Source organism: Actinomyces sp. HMSC075C01 (assembly GCF_001812965.1).
Lineage (GTDB): Bacteria > Actinomycetota > Actinomycetes > Actinomycetales > Actinomycetaceae > Actinomyces > Actinomyces acetigenes.
Genome location: NZ_KV810960.1, coordinates 1 through 15410, shown reverse-complemented (window position 1 = coordinate 15410; position 15410 = coordinate 1). Strand labels below are relative to the sequence as shown.

Here is a 15410-nt window from a genome sequence, read left to right as displayed (position 1 = left end):
GGGGCGCGATCCCACGCACCATTGAAGGAGCCTCCCATGACTACCCGCCCCGAGATCACCCTCACCCACCTGGACGAGGCGGGCGCCGCCTACATGGTGGATGTCACCGCCAAGACCCCCACCGTGCGCGAGGCCCGCGCCACCGCCTTCGTGGCCTGCTCGGAGGCGATCGTCGACGCCCTGCGCAGCGGCTCTGTCCCCAAGGGCGACGTGCTCGCCGTGGCCCGCGTGGCCGGGATCGCGGCGACAAAAAAGGTCCCCGAGCTCCTCCCCCTGGCGCATGTCATCGGCGTGCATGGGGCGCGCGTGGACCTGGAGATCGTCGACGGCGGCGTGCGCATCGAGACCACGGTGCGCACGGCCGACCGCACGGGCGTGGAGATGGAGGCACTCACCGCCGCCACCGTGGCGGGACTGGCGATCGTCGACATGGTCAAGGGAGTGGACCGGGGCGTCGAGCTGCGAGAGGCCAAGGTGGTCGCCAAGTCCGGGGGACGCTCAGGGGACTGGGTGCGCGGTGACCGCGGCGACCGCGGCGATGTGGCCTGAGCAGACGGCCCGCGCCATCGTGAGCACCGCGGATGCGGTCGAAGTCGCCGAGGCCCCCGATGGCGCCGAGGTCGCCGATGTCATTGTGCTGGCCGGCGGGACCGGGGCTCGGCTGGACGGAGCCTCCAAGCCCGACGTCGTCGCCCGGGGGCTGCGCCTGCTCGACCACGTGCTGGCCGGCCTGGAGCATCTGCGGACGCAGGGTCTTCCGCTCGGGCGCGTGTGCGTCGTCGCACCGCCGGAGGTCGCACTGCCGTGCGGCGTCCTGCGGGCGCTGGAGGACCCTCCCCTGGGAGGACCCGTCGCCGGGATCGGAGCCGGGCTGGATGTCCTAGGACGGAGCGACCCGGTTGCGGGACTGGCCGGGATCCTCACCTGCGACGCGCCCTTGTCCTGGAGGGCGCTGCCGGCCCTGCACCGGGCGCTGGCGCAGGCCGGGCCGAAGCTGGACGGGGTCTGCGCCCGCGACAGCGAGCACACCCAGTACCTGCTGGGCCTCTACCGTCGCCGAGCACTGGCCGCAGCCGTCGCCCCGGGCGGCACACCTCTGCGGGACACGGCTGTGCGCCGGGCACTCGGGACGCTCCGCGTCAAGGCCATCCCCACGGCTCGCGATGTCGTGCGGGATCTGGACACCTGGGCCGAGGTCCATTCCTGGGACTCGGGCCGCTCCGAGTAGCAGCCCGGCTCAATCCGAATCGCTCAGCAGTGCTCGAGCGTGCTCAGTGGTCGCCGCCGCCGAGCTGCTCCAGGACATGGGGCACCAGGGGGCCGACGACGGCAACGGTGTCCTTGACCCCACCGCGCGAGCCGGGGGCGTTGACGACCAGGGCGCCCTCGGCGCCGCGAGAGGTCACGCCTACCAGCCCGCGGGACAGTCCCGCCAGCGGTGTCTTGGTCAGCCCGTGGGCGCGGATCTGCGCCTCGATGCCCTCGATGCGGGTCTCCAGCAGTGGTGCCGTCGCCTCCGGGGTGAGGTCCCGAGGGGTCACCCCGGTACCGCCGGTGGTCAGGACCACCCGGGCGCCGTCGGCCACCGCCCGCCTGATCGCCTTGCGCACCGGCTCGATGCCGTCGGGCACGAGGTCCACCTTCTCGACGACGACGTCGTGCTCAGCCAGGAGGCGCTGGGCCAGCGGGCCGGAGAGGTCCTCTCTCTCACCGCTGACGCAGCGGTCGGAGACGGTGATGACGGCGCCTTTGACGGGCTCGGGCAGGGCCGCCAGGCCCTTCTGGACGATGGGGGTCTCACTCATGGACCCACCGTAGTCCGCCTACACCCCGCGCGGCTCCTCCGTCTCCCACCCGGAGTTTCAAGGGCAACACGTCCCGATCCAACCGACAACCTCAATTAGGCAACTAATGTTGAACCTAATTCACCGCCCTTAGTCACCTCCGAGCCGTCGGTTTCGCCTCGTATTGCTCAGACATTCGTCCCTTGCATGAAGATCTGACCAACTCAATGCATCATTGATCGCGGTGTGAGTCCGCAGGCTTTCACCGACCCTCTCCACACAGTCTCAGGTCCAGGGCGCTGTCGCCCAGCGGACCGAGCCCCACAACAGCAGGAGCCCTATGTCCACGCTCGACACCTCTGGTCGCGTCCTCACAGGGTGGAACCCTGAAGAGCCGGAGAACTGGTCCGCGAAGATCGCCTGGACCACTCTGACCATCTCGACCTACTCGATGATCCTGGCCTTCTGCGTCTGGTTGCTCCCCAGCGCGATCGCCCCCAAGCTCACCGAGATCGGCTTCAATCTCACCGAGAGCCAGCTGTACTGGCTCGCCGCCATGCCCGGCCTGTCCTGCGGCCTGATCCGCCTCATCTACATGTTCCTGCCGCCGATCGTCGGCACCCGCAAGCTCGTCGCATGGTCGTCCCTGCTCTACGCTCTGCCGATGCTCGGCTGGTTCTTCGCGGTGCAGAGCACCGAGACGAGCTTCGGAACACTGCTCGCCCTGGCCTTCGCCTGCGGGATCGGGGGCGGCTCGTTCTCCGGCTACATGCCCTCAACCGGCTACTTCTTCCCCAAGCGGCTGACCGGTACCGCCCTGGGGATCCAGGCGGGCGTCGGGAACATGGGAATGAGCATCATCCAGCTGCTGAGCCCCTGGCTCATGGGTTTCGGTCTGCTGGGCATCACCTGGATCGCCCCCCAGCACGTCGGCAGCGGCCAAGTGTGGGTCCACAACGTGGCCGTCTTCTTCATCCCGTGGACCATCGTGGCCGCGGTCCTCGCCTTCGCCCTGCTCAAGGACGTCCCGGTCAAGGCCAACATCCGCCAGCAGATCGACATCTTCACCAACCCCGACACCTGGTACATGACGCTCATGTACGTGGCGACCTTCGGGCTGTTCTCCGGGTTCGCCGCACAGTTCGGACTCCTCATCAAGAACACCTACGGGCCTGGCTCGCCCCTGGCCGATCACTTCGACAAGTCCCTGCTGCCCCTGGGTGCGACCTACGCCTTCCTCGGGCCGCTGATCGGGTCGGTGGTCCGAATGCTGTGGGGGCCCCTGTGCGACCGCTTCGGCGGGGCCATCTGGACCTTCATCTCCATCGTGGGAATGGGCGCCACACTCGCCGTCACCACCTTCTACCTCCACCCGACCGATCCGGCGCAGTTCCCCGGCTTCCTGTGGTCCATGCTGGCGATGTTCTTCTTCTCCGGCCTGGGTAACGCCGGCACCTTCAAGCAGATGCCGATGATCATGCCCAAGCGGCAGGCCGGCGGCGCCATCGGCTTCACGGCCGCCGTTGCCAGCCTGGGCCCCTTCATCGTCGGCGTCGCCATCGCCTCCCTGGGCACCACCGCCTGGTTCTGGATCTCGGTCGCCTACTGCGCCGTGTGCGCGGTCATCTGCTGGCTGCGCTACGCGCGACCGGGAGCCCCGTTCCCGGGCTGAGTTCCCACATCCGGCATCCGTTCGGAACGCCCACAACTGTCTGACGGGCTCGGCGGCTCACGACTCGCCCGCCCGCCTGCCCCGTCGGGGGCGCTCGGTGCCCGTCCGGTCGCCATCGGCCCGTCGGACCGCCGCGCCCCCACGCTGAACACCGATGAACACAAACACACCATTGACCACCCACCAACTTCACGGACCAAAGGACCATTGATGAGCACCACCGGCTCCCAGACCACCGGCCCCGGGATCGTCCCTGGGCCCGACCAGCAGGTCGAGAACGCCCCCGGACTGCTCACGCTGGGCTCGTACCTGCGTCGAGGGCAAGCCTCTGCCGACGCCCGCCGCCTGTTCCTCACCGGAGGGCGCGAGGCCGACACCTTCTACCGCCACCGGTGGAGCCACGACAAGATGGTCCACTCCACCCACGGGGTCAACTGCACCGGGTCGTGCGCCTGGGAGGTCTACGTCTCCGACGGCATCATCACCTGGGAGAAGCAGATCACCGACTACCCCACCACGGGGCCGGACATGCCCGAGTACGAGCCCCGCGGCTGCCCGCGTGGCGCGGCCTTCTCCTGGTACACCTACTCCCCCACGCGCATCCGCTACCCCTACGTGCGCTCGGTCCTCCTGGACGCCTTCCGCGCCGCGAAGGCCGACAACGACGGCGACCCGGTCGCCGCCTGGGCGCAGGTCACCGGTGACCCCGCCACCGCCAAGGCCTACAAGTCCGCCCGAGGCAAGGGCGGCATGGTCCGCGTGGGCTGGGACGAGGCCATGGAGATCGTCGCGGCCGCCTACGTCCACACCATCCGTACCTGGGGCCCGGACCGCATCGCCGGCTTCAGCGTCATCCCGGCCATGTCCCAGGTCTCCTACGGAGCCGGCGGCCGCCTCCACGAGCTCATCGGCGGCACGATGCTCTCCTTCTACGACTGGTACGCCGACCTGCCGCCGGCCTCACCCCAGGTCTTCGGGGACCAGACCGACGTCCCCGAGGCCGGCGACTGGTACAACGCCCAGTACCTCATGATGTGGGGCTCCAACCTGCCGCTGACCCGTACCCCGGACGCCCACTTCATGACCGAGGCCCGCTACCACGGGCAGAAGGTCGTGGCCGTCTCCCCCGACTACGCCGACAACACCAAGTTCGCCGACCAGTGGCTGCGCGTGGCCCCGGGCACCGACGGCGCCCTGGCCCAGGCGATGGGTCACGTCATCCTCTCCGAGTTCCACGTCAAGCGCGAGGAGTCCTTCTTCCTGGACTACATGCGCCGTCACACCGACTCCCCCTTCCTCATCGGCCTGGAGCCCTCCCCCGACGGCACCAGCTACGTGCCCGGCCGCTTCGTGACGGCCTCCGATGTCAACGGCGTCGCCACCGGTGCCCCGAAGAACGAGTTCCGCCCCCTCGTGTGGGACCGCGAGCGCGGCCCGGCCGACCCCGGCGGCACCCTGGCCGACCGCTTCACCCCCGAGGGTGAGGGCAAGTGGAACCTGCTCATGGACGGTGTCGACCCGGTCATGAGCATCATGGATCTGCACGGCGAGGGCCCCCAGGTTCAGGCCGCCGAGGTGCTCCTGCCCCGCTTCGACCTGCCTGGCTCCTCCACCCCCGAGGGCTCTGTGGGCGGCGGCGTCGTGCGCCGCGGCGTGCCGGTCACCCGCATCGGGGACCGCCTGGTCACCACCGTCTACGACCTGCTCCTGGCCCAGTACGCCGTCGAGCGCCCGTCCATGCCGGGCGAATGGCCCGCGGACTACCAGGACGCCACCGTCCCGGGCACACCCGCCTGGGCCAGCGAGATCACCGGTGTTCCCGGCCCCGCCATCATCCAGGTGGCGCGCGACTTCGCCCTCAACGCCGTGGAGTCCGGCGGCCGCTCCCAGATCGTCATGGGCGCGGGCATCAACCACTACTACCACGCCGACCAGATCTACCGGACGATCCTGGCGCTGACCTCTATGTGCGCCACCCAGGGCGTCAACGGCGGCGGCTGGGCCCACTACGTGGGTCAGGAGAAGGTCCGCCCGCTCAGCGGCTTCCAGCAGTACTCCTTCGCCCTGGACTGGCACCGCCCGGCCCGGCAGATGATCGCCACGGGCTTCTGGTACCTCACCACCGACCAGTGGCGCTACGACACCACCTCCGCCGAGCGCCTGGCCTCCCCGCTGGGACCGGGCACCCTGGCGGGTAAGACCACGACCGACGCCATGGTCGAGGCCATGAAGCGCGGGTGGACGCCGTCCTACCCGACCTTCAACCGCAGCCCGCTGCTCCTGGGCCAGCAGGCCGCCGAGGCGGGCATGGACCCCAAGGACTACGTCGTCGAGCAGCTGCGCTCCGGTGAGCTGCGCTTCGCCTGCGAGGACCCCGATGCCCCGGAGAACTTCCCGCGCATCCTGTGCTCGTGGCGCACGAACCTGCTGGGCAGCTCGGCCAAGGGCACGGAGTTCTTCCTGCGCCACATGGTGGGTGCGGATAACGACGTCAACGCCGTCGAGAACCCGCCCGAGCAGCGTCCCGCCTCGGTGACCTGGCGCGACGAGGCTCCCGCCGGCAAGCTTGACCTCATGTGGACCGCGGACTTCCGCAACACCTCCACCACGCTGCACTCCGACGTCGTCCTGCCTGCGGCCACCTGGTACGAGAAGCACGACATCTCCTCGACCGACATGCACCCCTTCGTGCACTCCTTCAACGCGGCCATCGACCCGCCCTGGGAGGCGCGCACCGACTTCCAGGTCTTCCAGACCCTGGCCGGGCTCATCTCCGCCTGGGCGCCGCGCTACCTGGGCACCCAGACCGACGTCGTCGCCGCGCCCCTGACGCACGACACCCCCGACGCCCTGACGATGGCGCACGGTGACGTGTCCTCCCTCCCCCAGGAGTGGGTGCCGGGCGTGACGATGCCCAAGCTGGTGCCCACCGAGCGCGACTACACCCAGATCCGGGCCAAGTTCGATGCCCTGGGGCCCCTGGCCGAGAAGCTGGGGCTGCCCTGCAAGGGCATCATGCTCAAGCCCGGGCCGGAGGTGGAGCGCCTGGCCCGCAACCACGGGGTCTCCTCCGACGGCGTGGCCGCCGGCCGGCCGCTGATCGACACCGATATCCGCGCCGCCGACGCCATCTTCACGCTGTCGGGCACCACCAATGGGCGCATCGCCACCGAGGGCTGGGACACGCTGTCCAAGCGCACCGGAACCACGTTGGTCGAGCTCAGCGAGGAGGAGGCCGGCAAGCACATCTCCTTCGCCGACACCCAGGTCAAGCCCCAGGGAGTCATCACCTCCCCGGAGTGGTCCGGCTCCGAGCACGGCGGACGGCGCTACTCGGCCTTCGTGGTCAACGTGGAGCATGCCAAGCCCTGGCACACCCTGACCGGGCGCATGCACTACTACCTCGATCACGACTGGATGCGGGACATGGGCGAGTCCCTGCCCATCTTCCGGCCACCACTGGACTTCCACGCCCTGTACGGGGAGGCCGCGCCGGGCTCGGTGTCCACGAGCCAGGCGGGCACGGCGGAGGTCGCAGTGCGCTACATCACCGCGCACAACAAGTGGGCGATCCACTCGCAGTACTTCGACAACCTGCACATGCTCACGCTGGGACGCGGGGGCCAGACCATCTGGATGAGCCCCCAGGACGCCGACAAGATCGGCGTCAAGGACAACGAGTGGGTCGAGGCCTACAACCGCAACGGCATCGTGGCGGCGCGCGCCATCGTCTCCCACCGCATCCCCGAGGGCATGGTCTTCATGCACCACGCCCAGGAGCGCACCATGAACACCCCGCTGACTGAGACCAGCGGCAGGCGCGGCGGGACGCACAACTCCCTGACCCGGATCGTGCTCAAGCCCAGCCACTTCGCAGGCGGCTACGGGCAGCTGTCCTACGCCTTCAACTACATCGGCCCCACGGGCAACAACCGCGACGAGGTCACGCTTATCCGTCGCCGCAGCAACCAGGAGGTGACTTTCTGATGAAGGTCATGGCCCAGATCGCAATGGTGATGAACCTCGACAAGTGCATCGGCTGCCACACCTGTTCAGTGACCTGCAAGCAGGCCTGGACCAACCGCGAGGGCACCGAGTACATGTGGTTCAACAATGTCGAGACCCGCCCTGGTGTCGGCTACCCCAAGGGCTGGGAGGACCAGGACACCTGGCGCGGCGGCTGGGAGCGCACGGCCTCGGGCCGCCTGCGGCCCCGCTCGGGCGGGCGCCTGCGCCGCCTGGTCAACATCTTCGCCAACCCGGAGATGCCCACGGTCGAGGACTACTACGAGCCGTGGACCTACGAGTACGACAAGCTGCTCTCGGCCCCCAAGGACTCCCCGGCGATTCCGGTGGCGCGCGCCAAGAGCCAGCTGACCGGCGAGTACATGCCCACCATCAAGTGGGGTCCCAACTGGGACGACGACCTGGGCGGGTCCATGGAGACCCTCCAGCAGGACCCGATCATCGAGGCGATGAGCACGAAGGTGCGCACCGACATCGAGTCGGCCTTCATGTTCTACCTGCCGCGCATCTGCGAGCACTGCCTCAACCCCACCTGCGTGTCCGCCTGCCCGTCGGGCGCCATGTACAAGCGCACTGAGGACGGCATCGTTCTGGTGGACCAGGACGCCTGCCGCGGCTGGCGCATGTGCGTGTCCTCCTGCCCCTACAAGAAGGTCTACTTCAACCACGCCACCGGCAAGGCCGAGAAGTGCACCCTGTGCTACCCGCGCCTGGAGATCGGCCAGCCCACTGTGTGCTCGGAGACCTGCGTGGGCCGCCTGCGCTACCTGGGCGTCCTCCTCTACGACGCCGATCGCGTCTCGCAGGCCTCCGCCGTCAAGGACCCGCAGGACCTGTACATGGCCCAGCGCGAGATCCTCCTCAACCCCCACGATCCCGAGGTCGTGGCGGGCGCGCGCGCCGAGGGCGTGCCGGACAACTGGATCGAGGCGGCCCAGGCCTCCCCCGTCTGGGACCTCATCGACACCTATGAGGTGGCCCTGCCCCTGCACCCCGAGTACCGCACCATGCCGATGGTCTGGTACATCCCGCCGCTCTCCCCGGTCGTTGACGAGGTCGCGGCTGCCGGCCTGGACGGCGAGAACTACAAGGTGCTGCTCACGGCCGTCTCCGACATGCGCATTCCGCTGGAGTACCTGGCGGGCCTGTTCACGGCCGGTGAGACCAACACGGTCGAGCTCGTGCTGCGGCGACTGGCCGCGATGCGCTCCCACATGCGCGACGTGCGCCTGGGCCGCGAGCCCGACCCGGCCATCGCCGCCGCCGTGGGCCTGGACGGCAAGAAGCTGGAGGCCATGTACCGCCTGCTGGCCATCGCCAAGTACGACGACCGCTACGTCATCCCCACCACTAAGCCCGAGGTCCCCCGCGGCATGGAGTCCATGGGTAACGACGTCAAGACCCTCCTGGGTGAGGGCGCTCCGGCCGGCTGTCACCCCGACGTCGCCTCCTTCCACGGTCAGGGCGGCGGCGCCATGAACGGCGGCCCGGTGAGTCTGCCGCTGCCGACCGTGCGCCGTGAGCCGGTGCCTGCCGCCGGCCCGGGTATCCCGCAGGTCGGTGTGCCTGAGCCGGTGGGTCAGGCCCGGTCAGCTGACTCCTCCGCACGGGCCGCCTCGACCGGCCCTGCGGTCGCGGCCCCCAGGGACCTCTGAGATGGTCTCCTTCGTCCGCGCCCCCCGGGTTCTTCAGGAACCCGCCGAGGTGCAGCTGACACCCTCCCAGCGAGCCACCGTGCACATGGCGGCCTCGCTGCTGCTGGACTACCCGGCCGAGGGGACTCTGGAGACGCGCCTGAACGCCGTCGAGGCCGAGCTGGCCACGCTGCCGGCGGAGGTGACCGTCCTCCTGGAGGAGTTCATCGCTCAGGCGCGACGCCGCGGTGAGCGGGCCATGGCCGAGCACTACGTGGAGGTCTTCGACCGACGTCGGCGCTGCTGCCTGTACCTGACGTACTACACGGTGGGTGACACCCGGCACCGGGGCGCCGCGCTGCTGGCCTTCAAACAGGCACTGGCGGCGGCCGGCTACGAGATGGCCGCCGACGAGCTGCCCGACTACCTGCCGGTGGTCCTCGAGCTGTCCGCGCGCAGCGGCGACGAGGTGGCCGACACGCTCCTGTCCTCCCACCGCGAGGGCATCGAGGTGCTGCGCAGCGCCCTGACCGACGCCGCCTCCCCCTACGCGGGGCTGGTGGAGGCCGTCTCCATGACCCTGCCGCAGATTGACGAGGCCACCGCCGAGCGCGTACGCGCCCTCGTGGCGGCCGGGCCGCCCACCGAGACCGTCGGTGTCACCAACACCCTGCCCTTCCCGACCATTCCCGTGCGCAACCCGAGCCTGTCCGGCGCACCCGCCGTGCCGGGCTCGGTACCAGTCGCCGATCCTTCCCCCTTCACGAGCAGCCAGGAGAGCATGACATGAGCCCGATTCAGCAGAACCTCATGTGGGTGGCCCTGCCCTACGCCAGCCTGGTGCTGCTGGTGGCAGGCATGATCTGGCGGTGGCGCACCGACCAGTTCGGCTGGACCTCCCGCTCCTCGCAGTGGAACGAGTCCCGCATCCTGCGCCTGGCCTCCCCCCTGTTCCACCTGGGCTTCCTCATGGTGATGGCCGGTCACGTCGTCGGGCTCCTGGTGCCCAAGGACGTCACTGAGATGCTGGGCGTCTCCGAGCACATGTACCACCTGGGCGCCACCTACCTGGGATCCTTCGCTGCCATCATGACGATCGTGGGCCTGGCCGGACTCATCTACCGGCGCGTCGTCGTCAAGAGCGTGCGCCTGGCCACCACCCGCAACGACCTGGTCATGTACTGCTTCCTCATCGTCCCGGTCCTGCTGGGCTCGGCGGCCACAGTCCTCAACCAGCTCACCGACGCCCACGGCTACGACTACCGCGAGACGATCAGCCCCTGGCTGCGCTCGGTGCTGGTCCTCCAGCCGCGCCCCGAGCTCATGGCTGACGTGCCGCTCTCCTTCAAGCTCCACGTCATCGCGGGCTTCCTGCTCCTGGCGATCTGGCCCTTCACCCGCCTGGTCCACGTGGTCTCCGCTCCCGTGGGCTACGTGACCCGCCCCTACGTGGTCTACCGTTCGCGCGAGGGGGCCACCTCCACCGCACGTCCCTCGCGCGGTTGGACCCCGGTGCGCACCCAGGGCACCGGCAACCAGGGGGCCGACGACGTCACTCCCTCCCAGGGTGCCTGAACCGGCCGACCCCGCCGTCACGAAAGGACACACAATGAGTATCTCCCGTCGCGCGGCCATCGCCGCCGTCAGCCTGCTCTCCGCCGTCTGTCTGGCCGCGTGCGGCGGCTCCGCCTCCAACAGCTCCACCGGCGCGGCCACGGGCGCCGCCTCCGCGAGCGCCTCGGGCGGCGCGGGGAAGGCCACCGGCAAGGTCACGGTCCTGGCCGCGGCCTCCCTCCAAGGGGCCTTCGAGGAGATCGAGAAGACCGTGGAGAAGGACAACCCCGGCCTGGACGTCACCTTCGACTTCCAGGGCTCCCAGGACCTGGTGGCCTCCCTGGCGGGCGGCGACAGCGCCGACGTCCTGGCCACGGCCAACAACTCCACGATGAAGACCGCTGCGGACCAGAAGCTGGTCGGGAGCCAGACCGAGTTCGCCACCAACGTCCTGACCCTCATCGTCCCCAAGGGCAACCCCAAGAAGATCACCGGGCTGGACTCGTCGCTGGACGGCGCCAACCTGGTCATCTGCGCCCCCGAGGTGCCCTGCGGCGAGGCCACTCAGAAGCTCACCAAGGCCCTGGGCGTCACCCTCAACCCTGCCTCCGAGGAGCAGAAGGTGACCGACGTGCGCGGCAAGGTCGAGTCCGGTGAGGCCGACGCCGGCATCGTCTACACCACCGACGCCGCGGCCGCCAAGGACAAGACGGACAAGATCGACATCCCCGACGGCGGCGTCGTCAACCACTACCCGATCGCCCAGACCGCCAAGCCCGAGAACCCCGCGGGCGCCCAGGTCTTCATCGAGGCCGTCACCGGGAAGGTCGGTCAGGAGATCCTGGCCAAGTACGGCTTCGGCAAGCCCGGTAGCGCCTCGGCCGGGGCGAGTGCTGGGGCCAGCACCGCCCCGTCCCAGGCCGCGACCGCTGAGGGCTCCTCCACCCCGGAGGCGAACAAGCCCACCGCGCAGACCACGGCTCCGTGACGGCTTGCCGTCCTGAATCGATGACCTGATAAACATGAGTCTGTGAACCAGACATCCCCCACTGCGCGCTCCGCGCAGCAGTCGGTACGGCGGTCCGTCCGCGCCCTTTCTCGGCGTGGGCGGGCCGCTCGCTCACCTCTGCCCGTCCTGGTGACCGCGCTGGCCGTCCTGGGGGGCTGCGCGATCGTCCTGCCCCTGGTGGGGATGGGCACGCGCGTGTCCTGGGGGCAGCTGCCCCAGCTGCTGGCGACGCCATCGGCGCAAGCCGCCCTGTGGCTCTCGATCCGCACCTGCCTGACCTCCACGGTCATCTGCGTGGCGCTGGGCGTGCCGCTGGCGCTGCTGCTGGCCCGCAGCTGGCCGGGCGTGAGGATCGCACGAATCCTCGCGGTGCTGCCGATGACGATGCCGCCGGTGGTGGCCGGTATCGCGTTGCTGTCCACGTTGGGGAACCGCGGCCTGCTGGGTGCGCAGCTCAAGGAGTGGGGGGTGCCCATCGCCTTCTCCACCACCGCGGTGGTCATTGCCCAGGTGTTCGTGTCCATGCCTTTCCTGGTGGTCACCCTGGAGGCGGCGCTGCGCAGCCGCGACAAGCGGGCCGAAGTCACCGCCCAGAGCCTGGGGGCCGGCCCGTGGCGGGTTCTGGCGCAGGTGACGCTGCCGCTGGCAACGCCCGCTCTGGCTCGGGGCACGGCCCTGGCCCTGGGCCGGAGCCTGGGCGAGTTCGGGGCGACGATCGCCTTCGCCGGCTCCAAGGAGGGCGTCACCCGAACCATGCCACTGGCCATCTATCTAGAGCGGGAGAAGGACACGGCCACCTCCTTGGCCCTGGCCGCCGTGCTCATCGGCCTGTCCTTCGTCATCGTCGGGGCGACCAACATCGACTGGGGCAAGGCGGCCACCCGCCTGCTGCCCCGCCCCGGGGCCCAGGACCATGACGCCGCTGCGTCGGAGCCCCGAGACTCGCAGGCCTCGGCCCCGGGCGGGGGCAGCCGGGCTGTCGAGCCGTCCCGGGGCAGCGGGCGCGGCCAGGACCTACAGGTGGCCTTCGAGCTGCCGGAGCGCGACGTCGTCGTCGACCTGGAGGTGGAGGCGGGGCGCACGACAGCGCTCATCGGCCCCAACGGCTCAGGCAAGTCGACGCTCTGCTCCGTGGTGGCCGGCCTGCTGGACGCCGAGAACGGCCAGGTCGTGCTGGGTGGACGAGTCTTGGACGGCCCCGGGGGCTTCGTGCGGGCGGGGCGGCGCCGGGTGGCGCTGCTCAGCCAGGAGCCGGGCGTCTTCACCCACATGTCCGTGCTGGGCAATGTGGTGTTCGCACTGCGCTGCCAGGGGGTGAGCCGGGCGGAGGCGACGCGTCGGGCCCGCGCCGAGCTGGCCGCCGTCGGGGCCGATCACCTGGCCTCCCGTTCGGGAGGCGCGCTCTCGGGCGGGCAGGCGGCCCGCGTGGCGCTGGCCCGGGCGCTGGCGACGGGGCCCCGTCTGCTGGTCCTGGATGAGCCGATGGCCGCCCTGGACGTCACCGCCCGCCAGGAGATGCGCCGCCTGGTGGCGCGCCGATGCGCCGAGGAGGGGCTGACCCTGCTGCTGGTGACCCATGACGTCCTGGACCTGACGGCGCTGGCCGAGGACGTCGTCGTCCTGGACCGGGGCCGAGTGGTGGAGCAGGGGCCGACGGCGCGGGTCCTGTCGGCGCCGCGTTCGGACTTCGTCGCCCACTTGACGGGGACGGCCGTGCTGACCGGGGTCGTTGACGGCGACGCCGAGGCTCCGGGGCTGCGGCTGCCGTCGGGGCAGGTCGTTCATGGCCGTCCCCGGGAGGACGCCGCTGACGGGCATGTCGGCGAGCAGGGCCGCCGGGACGACCACAACGAGGTCCTTCGCCTCGGAGCACCGGGGATTGCGCTGGTGCCGCCCGACGCCGTCGCCCTCTACCGGCAGGCGCCGCACGGCAGTCCCCGCAACGTCCTGACCGGCCGGGTGACGGGGCTGGAGCGCTCGGGGGCACTGGTGAGTGTGCGTCTGGAGCTGGAGGAGGGGCAGCGGCTGTCGGCGGCGGTGACCGCGGGAGCCGTGGCCGAGCTCGGCATCACCGAGGGCCGGGAGGTCTGCTGCGTCATCAAGGCGGTGCAGGTGCGTATCCTGGCTCGCCGGGGTTGAGGACCGCGGGACTGAGGCGTTGAGAGAAGGACCGGGTGAGGATGAGGGAGGACGGTATGAGCACCGTTGACCGAAGCGATCGCGATGGCATCTGCGGATCGGTGATCGCCGAGGAGCGTCTGCGGCCGCTGAGCCGCGATGAGCTGGAGCGCCACCACCGCAACGCGCTCGTGCCGCAGGTGGGGCTCGTGGGGCAGCAGCGCATCCGCGCGTCCCGGGTCCTGCTCATCGGTGCCGGCGGGCTCGGGGCGCCGGCGGCCCTGTACCTGGCGGCCGCCGGAGTGGGGACGATCGGGCTCATTGACGACGACAACGTCGACGTGTCCAACCTGCAACGCCAGGTCATCCATGCCACAGCCGCCGTGGGGCGCCCCAAGGTGGATTCGGCGGCCGAGGCGATCAGGGCGCTCAATCCCGATGTTGAGGTCATCGCCCACCGAAGTCGGTTGACGGCGGACAACGCCCGGGACCTGCTGGGCGGCTGGGACGTGGTCATTGACGGAACGGACAACTTCCCCACGCGGTACCTGGTCAATGACGCCACCGTCATGCTGGGGCTGCCGCTGGTGCACGGGGCGGTGCTGGGGTTCAACGGTCAGGTGGGGGTCTTCGATGCGCGCCGGGGCCCATGCTACCGGTGCCTGCATCCCGCTCCGCCGCCCGCAGGATCGGTGCCCTCCTGCGCGGAGGCCGGGGTGCTGGGGGTGCTGCCCGGCATCATCGGGACGATGCAGGCCGCCGAAGCGCTCAAGCTGGTGATCGGCGGTGGGCATCCACTGTTGGGGAGGCTGGCGATGCTCGATGCCTGGGGGGCGCATCTGCGGGAGATTCCGGTGGCGAAGAACCCGGCCTGCCCGGTGTGCGGGGAGAACCCGAGTATCACTGCGCTGGTCACGGAGGCTGGTGCCTGCGCACTCCCCCGAACTCCTGAGGCCGAGGCACAGCCACAGGAACCCGGGGGCGACTCCCGCCAACAGTCCGGGAGTTTCGAGCCGGGCTCCGCTGCAACCAGCCGCATCCAGGGAGATGGCGAGGTCCTGGAGTCGGGGGCAGGAGTCGGAACTGTCTCCGCTGCCGAGCTGAGGAGGCTCCTGGAGGGCGTCGAGCCGCTGACGCTGCTGGATGTGCGTGAAGACGTCGAGGTGGCGCTCGAACCGATGGAAGGCGCGCGGCACATTCCGTTGCGTGAGGTGGCGGCGCGCATGGGCGAACTCGACCCGAGCCGGCCGACGGTGGTGGTGTGTGCTGCCGGGGTGCGCTCGGTCCGGGCGATTGAAGCGCTGAAGGCGGCGGGCTATTCCGGGCGGCTCCTCAGCCTCGACGGCGGTATGAGGGCCTGGGTATCTGGCCGACCTTGACCGCGGCACCGGGTCCTGCAGCTCTGGCCGCTCTTGGCGGTGTGTTGTGGGGCCTTGGTGTCACGACTGGCGACTTTTAGAGTGTCCATCGATTGGCGTGCCCCTGCCTGTATGGCTCTGGCCTGCGTATACGTGGCCGGGTGCGATGGTCGTCGGTCAGGTGTGTGTCTGAAAAGTCGCCGTTCGTGACACCGCTCGTGGGACGAGCCTGGTGGTCTAGCCTCCGACTGTGTG

11 protein-coding genes are annotated in these 15410 nt (G+C 70.0%); 10 read left to right on the top strand and 1 reads right to left on the bottom strand.

All coding sequences use genetic code 11. The features are described 5' to 3' along the window. Nucleotides 1-36 precede the first annotated feature (36 nt). On the top strand, nucleotides 37-549 hold the full coding sequence (gene moaC, locus HMPREF2883_RS02455) for a cyclic pyranopterin monophosphate synthase MoaC (RefSeq protein WP_070658828.1): 513 nt from the start codon (nucleotides 37-39) through the stop codon (nucleotides 547-549). Continuing rightward, nucleotides 518-1228, top strand: a complete 711-nt coding sequence (locus tag HMPREF2883_RS02450; protein ID WP_256277295.1) for a molybdenum cofactor guanylyltransferase — start codon at nucleotides 518-520, stop codon at nucleotides 1226-1228. The genes moaC and HMPREF2883_RS02450 overlap by 32 nt, the downstream gene beginning before the upstream one ends. A 43-nt stretch (nucleotides 1229-1271) precedes the next feature. Here the strand turns inward: HMPREF2883_RS02450 and HMPREF2883_RS02445 are convergent, their stop codons facing one another. Beyond that, nucleotides 1272-1805: a MogA/MoaB family molybdenum cofactor biosynthesis protein gene (locus HMPREF2883_RS02445; protein ID WP_070658827.1), complete on the bottom strand. Its 534-nt coding sequence runs from the start codon at nucleotides 1803-1805 to the stop codon at nucleotides 1272-1274. Nucleotides 1806-2124: 319 nt separating this feature from the next. On the opposite strand from HMPREF2883_RS02445, the gene HMPREF2883_RS02440 reads away from it, so the two are divergent. The 8 genes from HMPREF2883_RS02440 to moeB all read left to right on the top strand — a co-directional run bounded on the left by HMPREF2883_RS02440 (nucleotide 2125) and on the right by moeB (nucleotide 15176). Then, nucleotides 2125-3456, top strand: a complete 1332-nt coding sequence (locus tag HMPREF2883_RS02440; protein ID WP_070658826.1) for a nitrate/nitrite transporter — start codon at nucleotides 2125-2127, stop codon at nucleotides 3454-3456. A gap of 210 nt (nucleotides 3457-3666) precedes the next feature. Further along, nucleotides 3667-7443, top strand: a complete 3777-nt coding sequence (locus HMPREF2883_RS02435) for a nitrate reductase subunit alpha (protein ID WP_070658825.1) — start codon at nucleotides 3667-3669, stop codon at nucleotides 7441-7443. Beyond that, nucleotides 7443-9137, top strand: coding sequence for a nitrate reductase subunit beta (gene narH / locus HMPREF2883_RS02430; protein WP_070658824.1), 1695 nt, complete (start codon nucleotides 7443-7445; stop codon nucleotides 9135-9137). The genes HMPREF2883_RS02435 and narH overlap by 1 nt, the downstream gene beginning before the upstream one ends. 1 nt (nucleotide 9138) lies before the next feature. After that, nucleotides 9139-9906 (top strand): nitrate reductase molybdenum cofactor assembly chaperone, encoded by a 768-nt coding sequence (narJ, locus tag HMPREF2883_RS02425; protein ID WP_070658823.1) that lies wholly within the window; start codon nucleotides 9139-9141, stop codon nucleotides 9904-9906. Continuing rightward, a complete protein-coding gene (gene narI / locus HMPREF2883_RS02420) occupies nucleotides 9903-10691 on the top strand; it encodes a respiratory nitrate reductase subunit gamma (protein ID WP_070658822.1) in 789 nt (262 codons plus the stop codon). The genes narJ and narI overlap by 4 nt, the downstream gene beginning before the upstream one ends. 34 nt (nucleotides 10692-10725) lie before the next feature. Further along, nucleotides 10726-11658, top strand: coding sequence for a molybdate ABC transporter substrate-binding protein (gene modA, locus HMPREF2883_RS02415; RefSeq protein WP_070658821.1), 933 nt, complete (start codon nucleotides 10726-10728; stop codon nucleotides 11656-11658). Between the two features lie 42 nt (nucleotides 11659-11700). After that, nucleotides 11701-13818, top strand: coding sequence for a molybdate ABC transporter permease subunit (modB, locus tag HMPREF2883_RS02410; RefSeq protein WP_070658820.1), 2118 nt, complete (start codon nucleotides 11701-11703; stop codon nucleotides 13816-13818). Nucleotides 13819-13874: 56 nt separating this feature from the next. After that, nucleotides 13875-15176, top strand: a complete 1302-nt coding sequence (gene moeB / locus HMPREF2883_RS02405; protein WP_070658835.1) for a molybdopterin-synthase adenylyltransferase MoeB — start codon at nucleotides 13875-13877, stop codon at nucleotides 15174-15176. The last annotated feature ends 234 nt before the right edge of the window (nucleotides 15177-15410 follow it).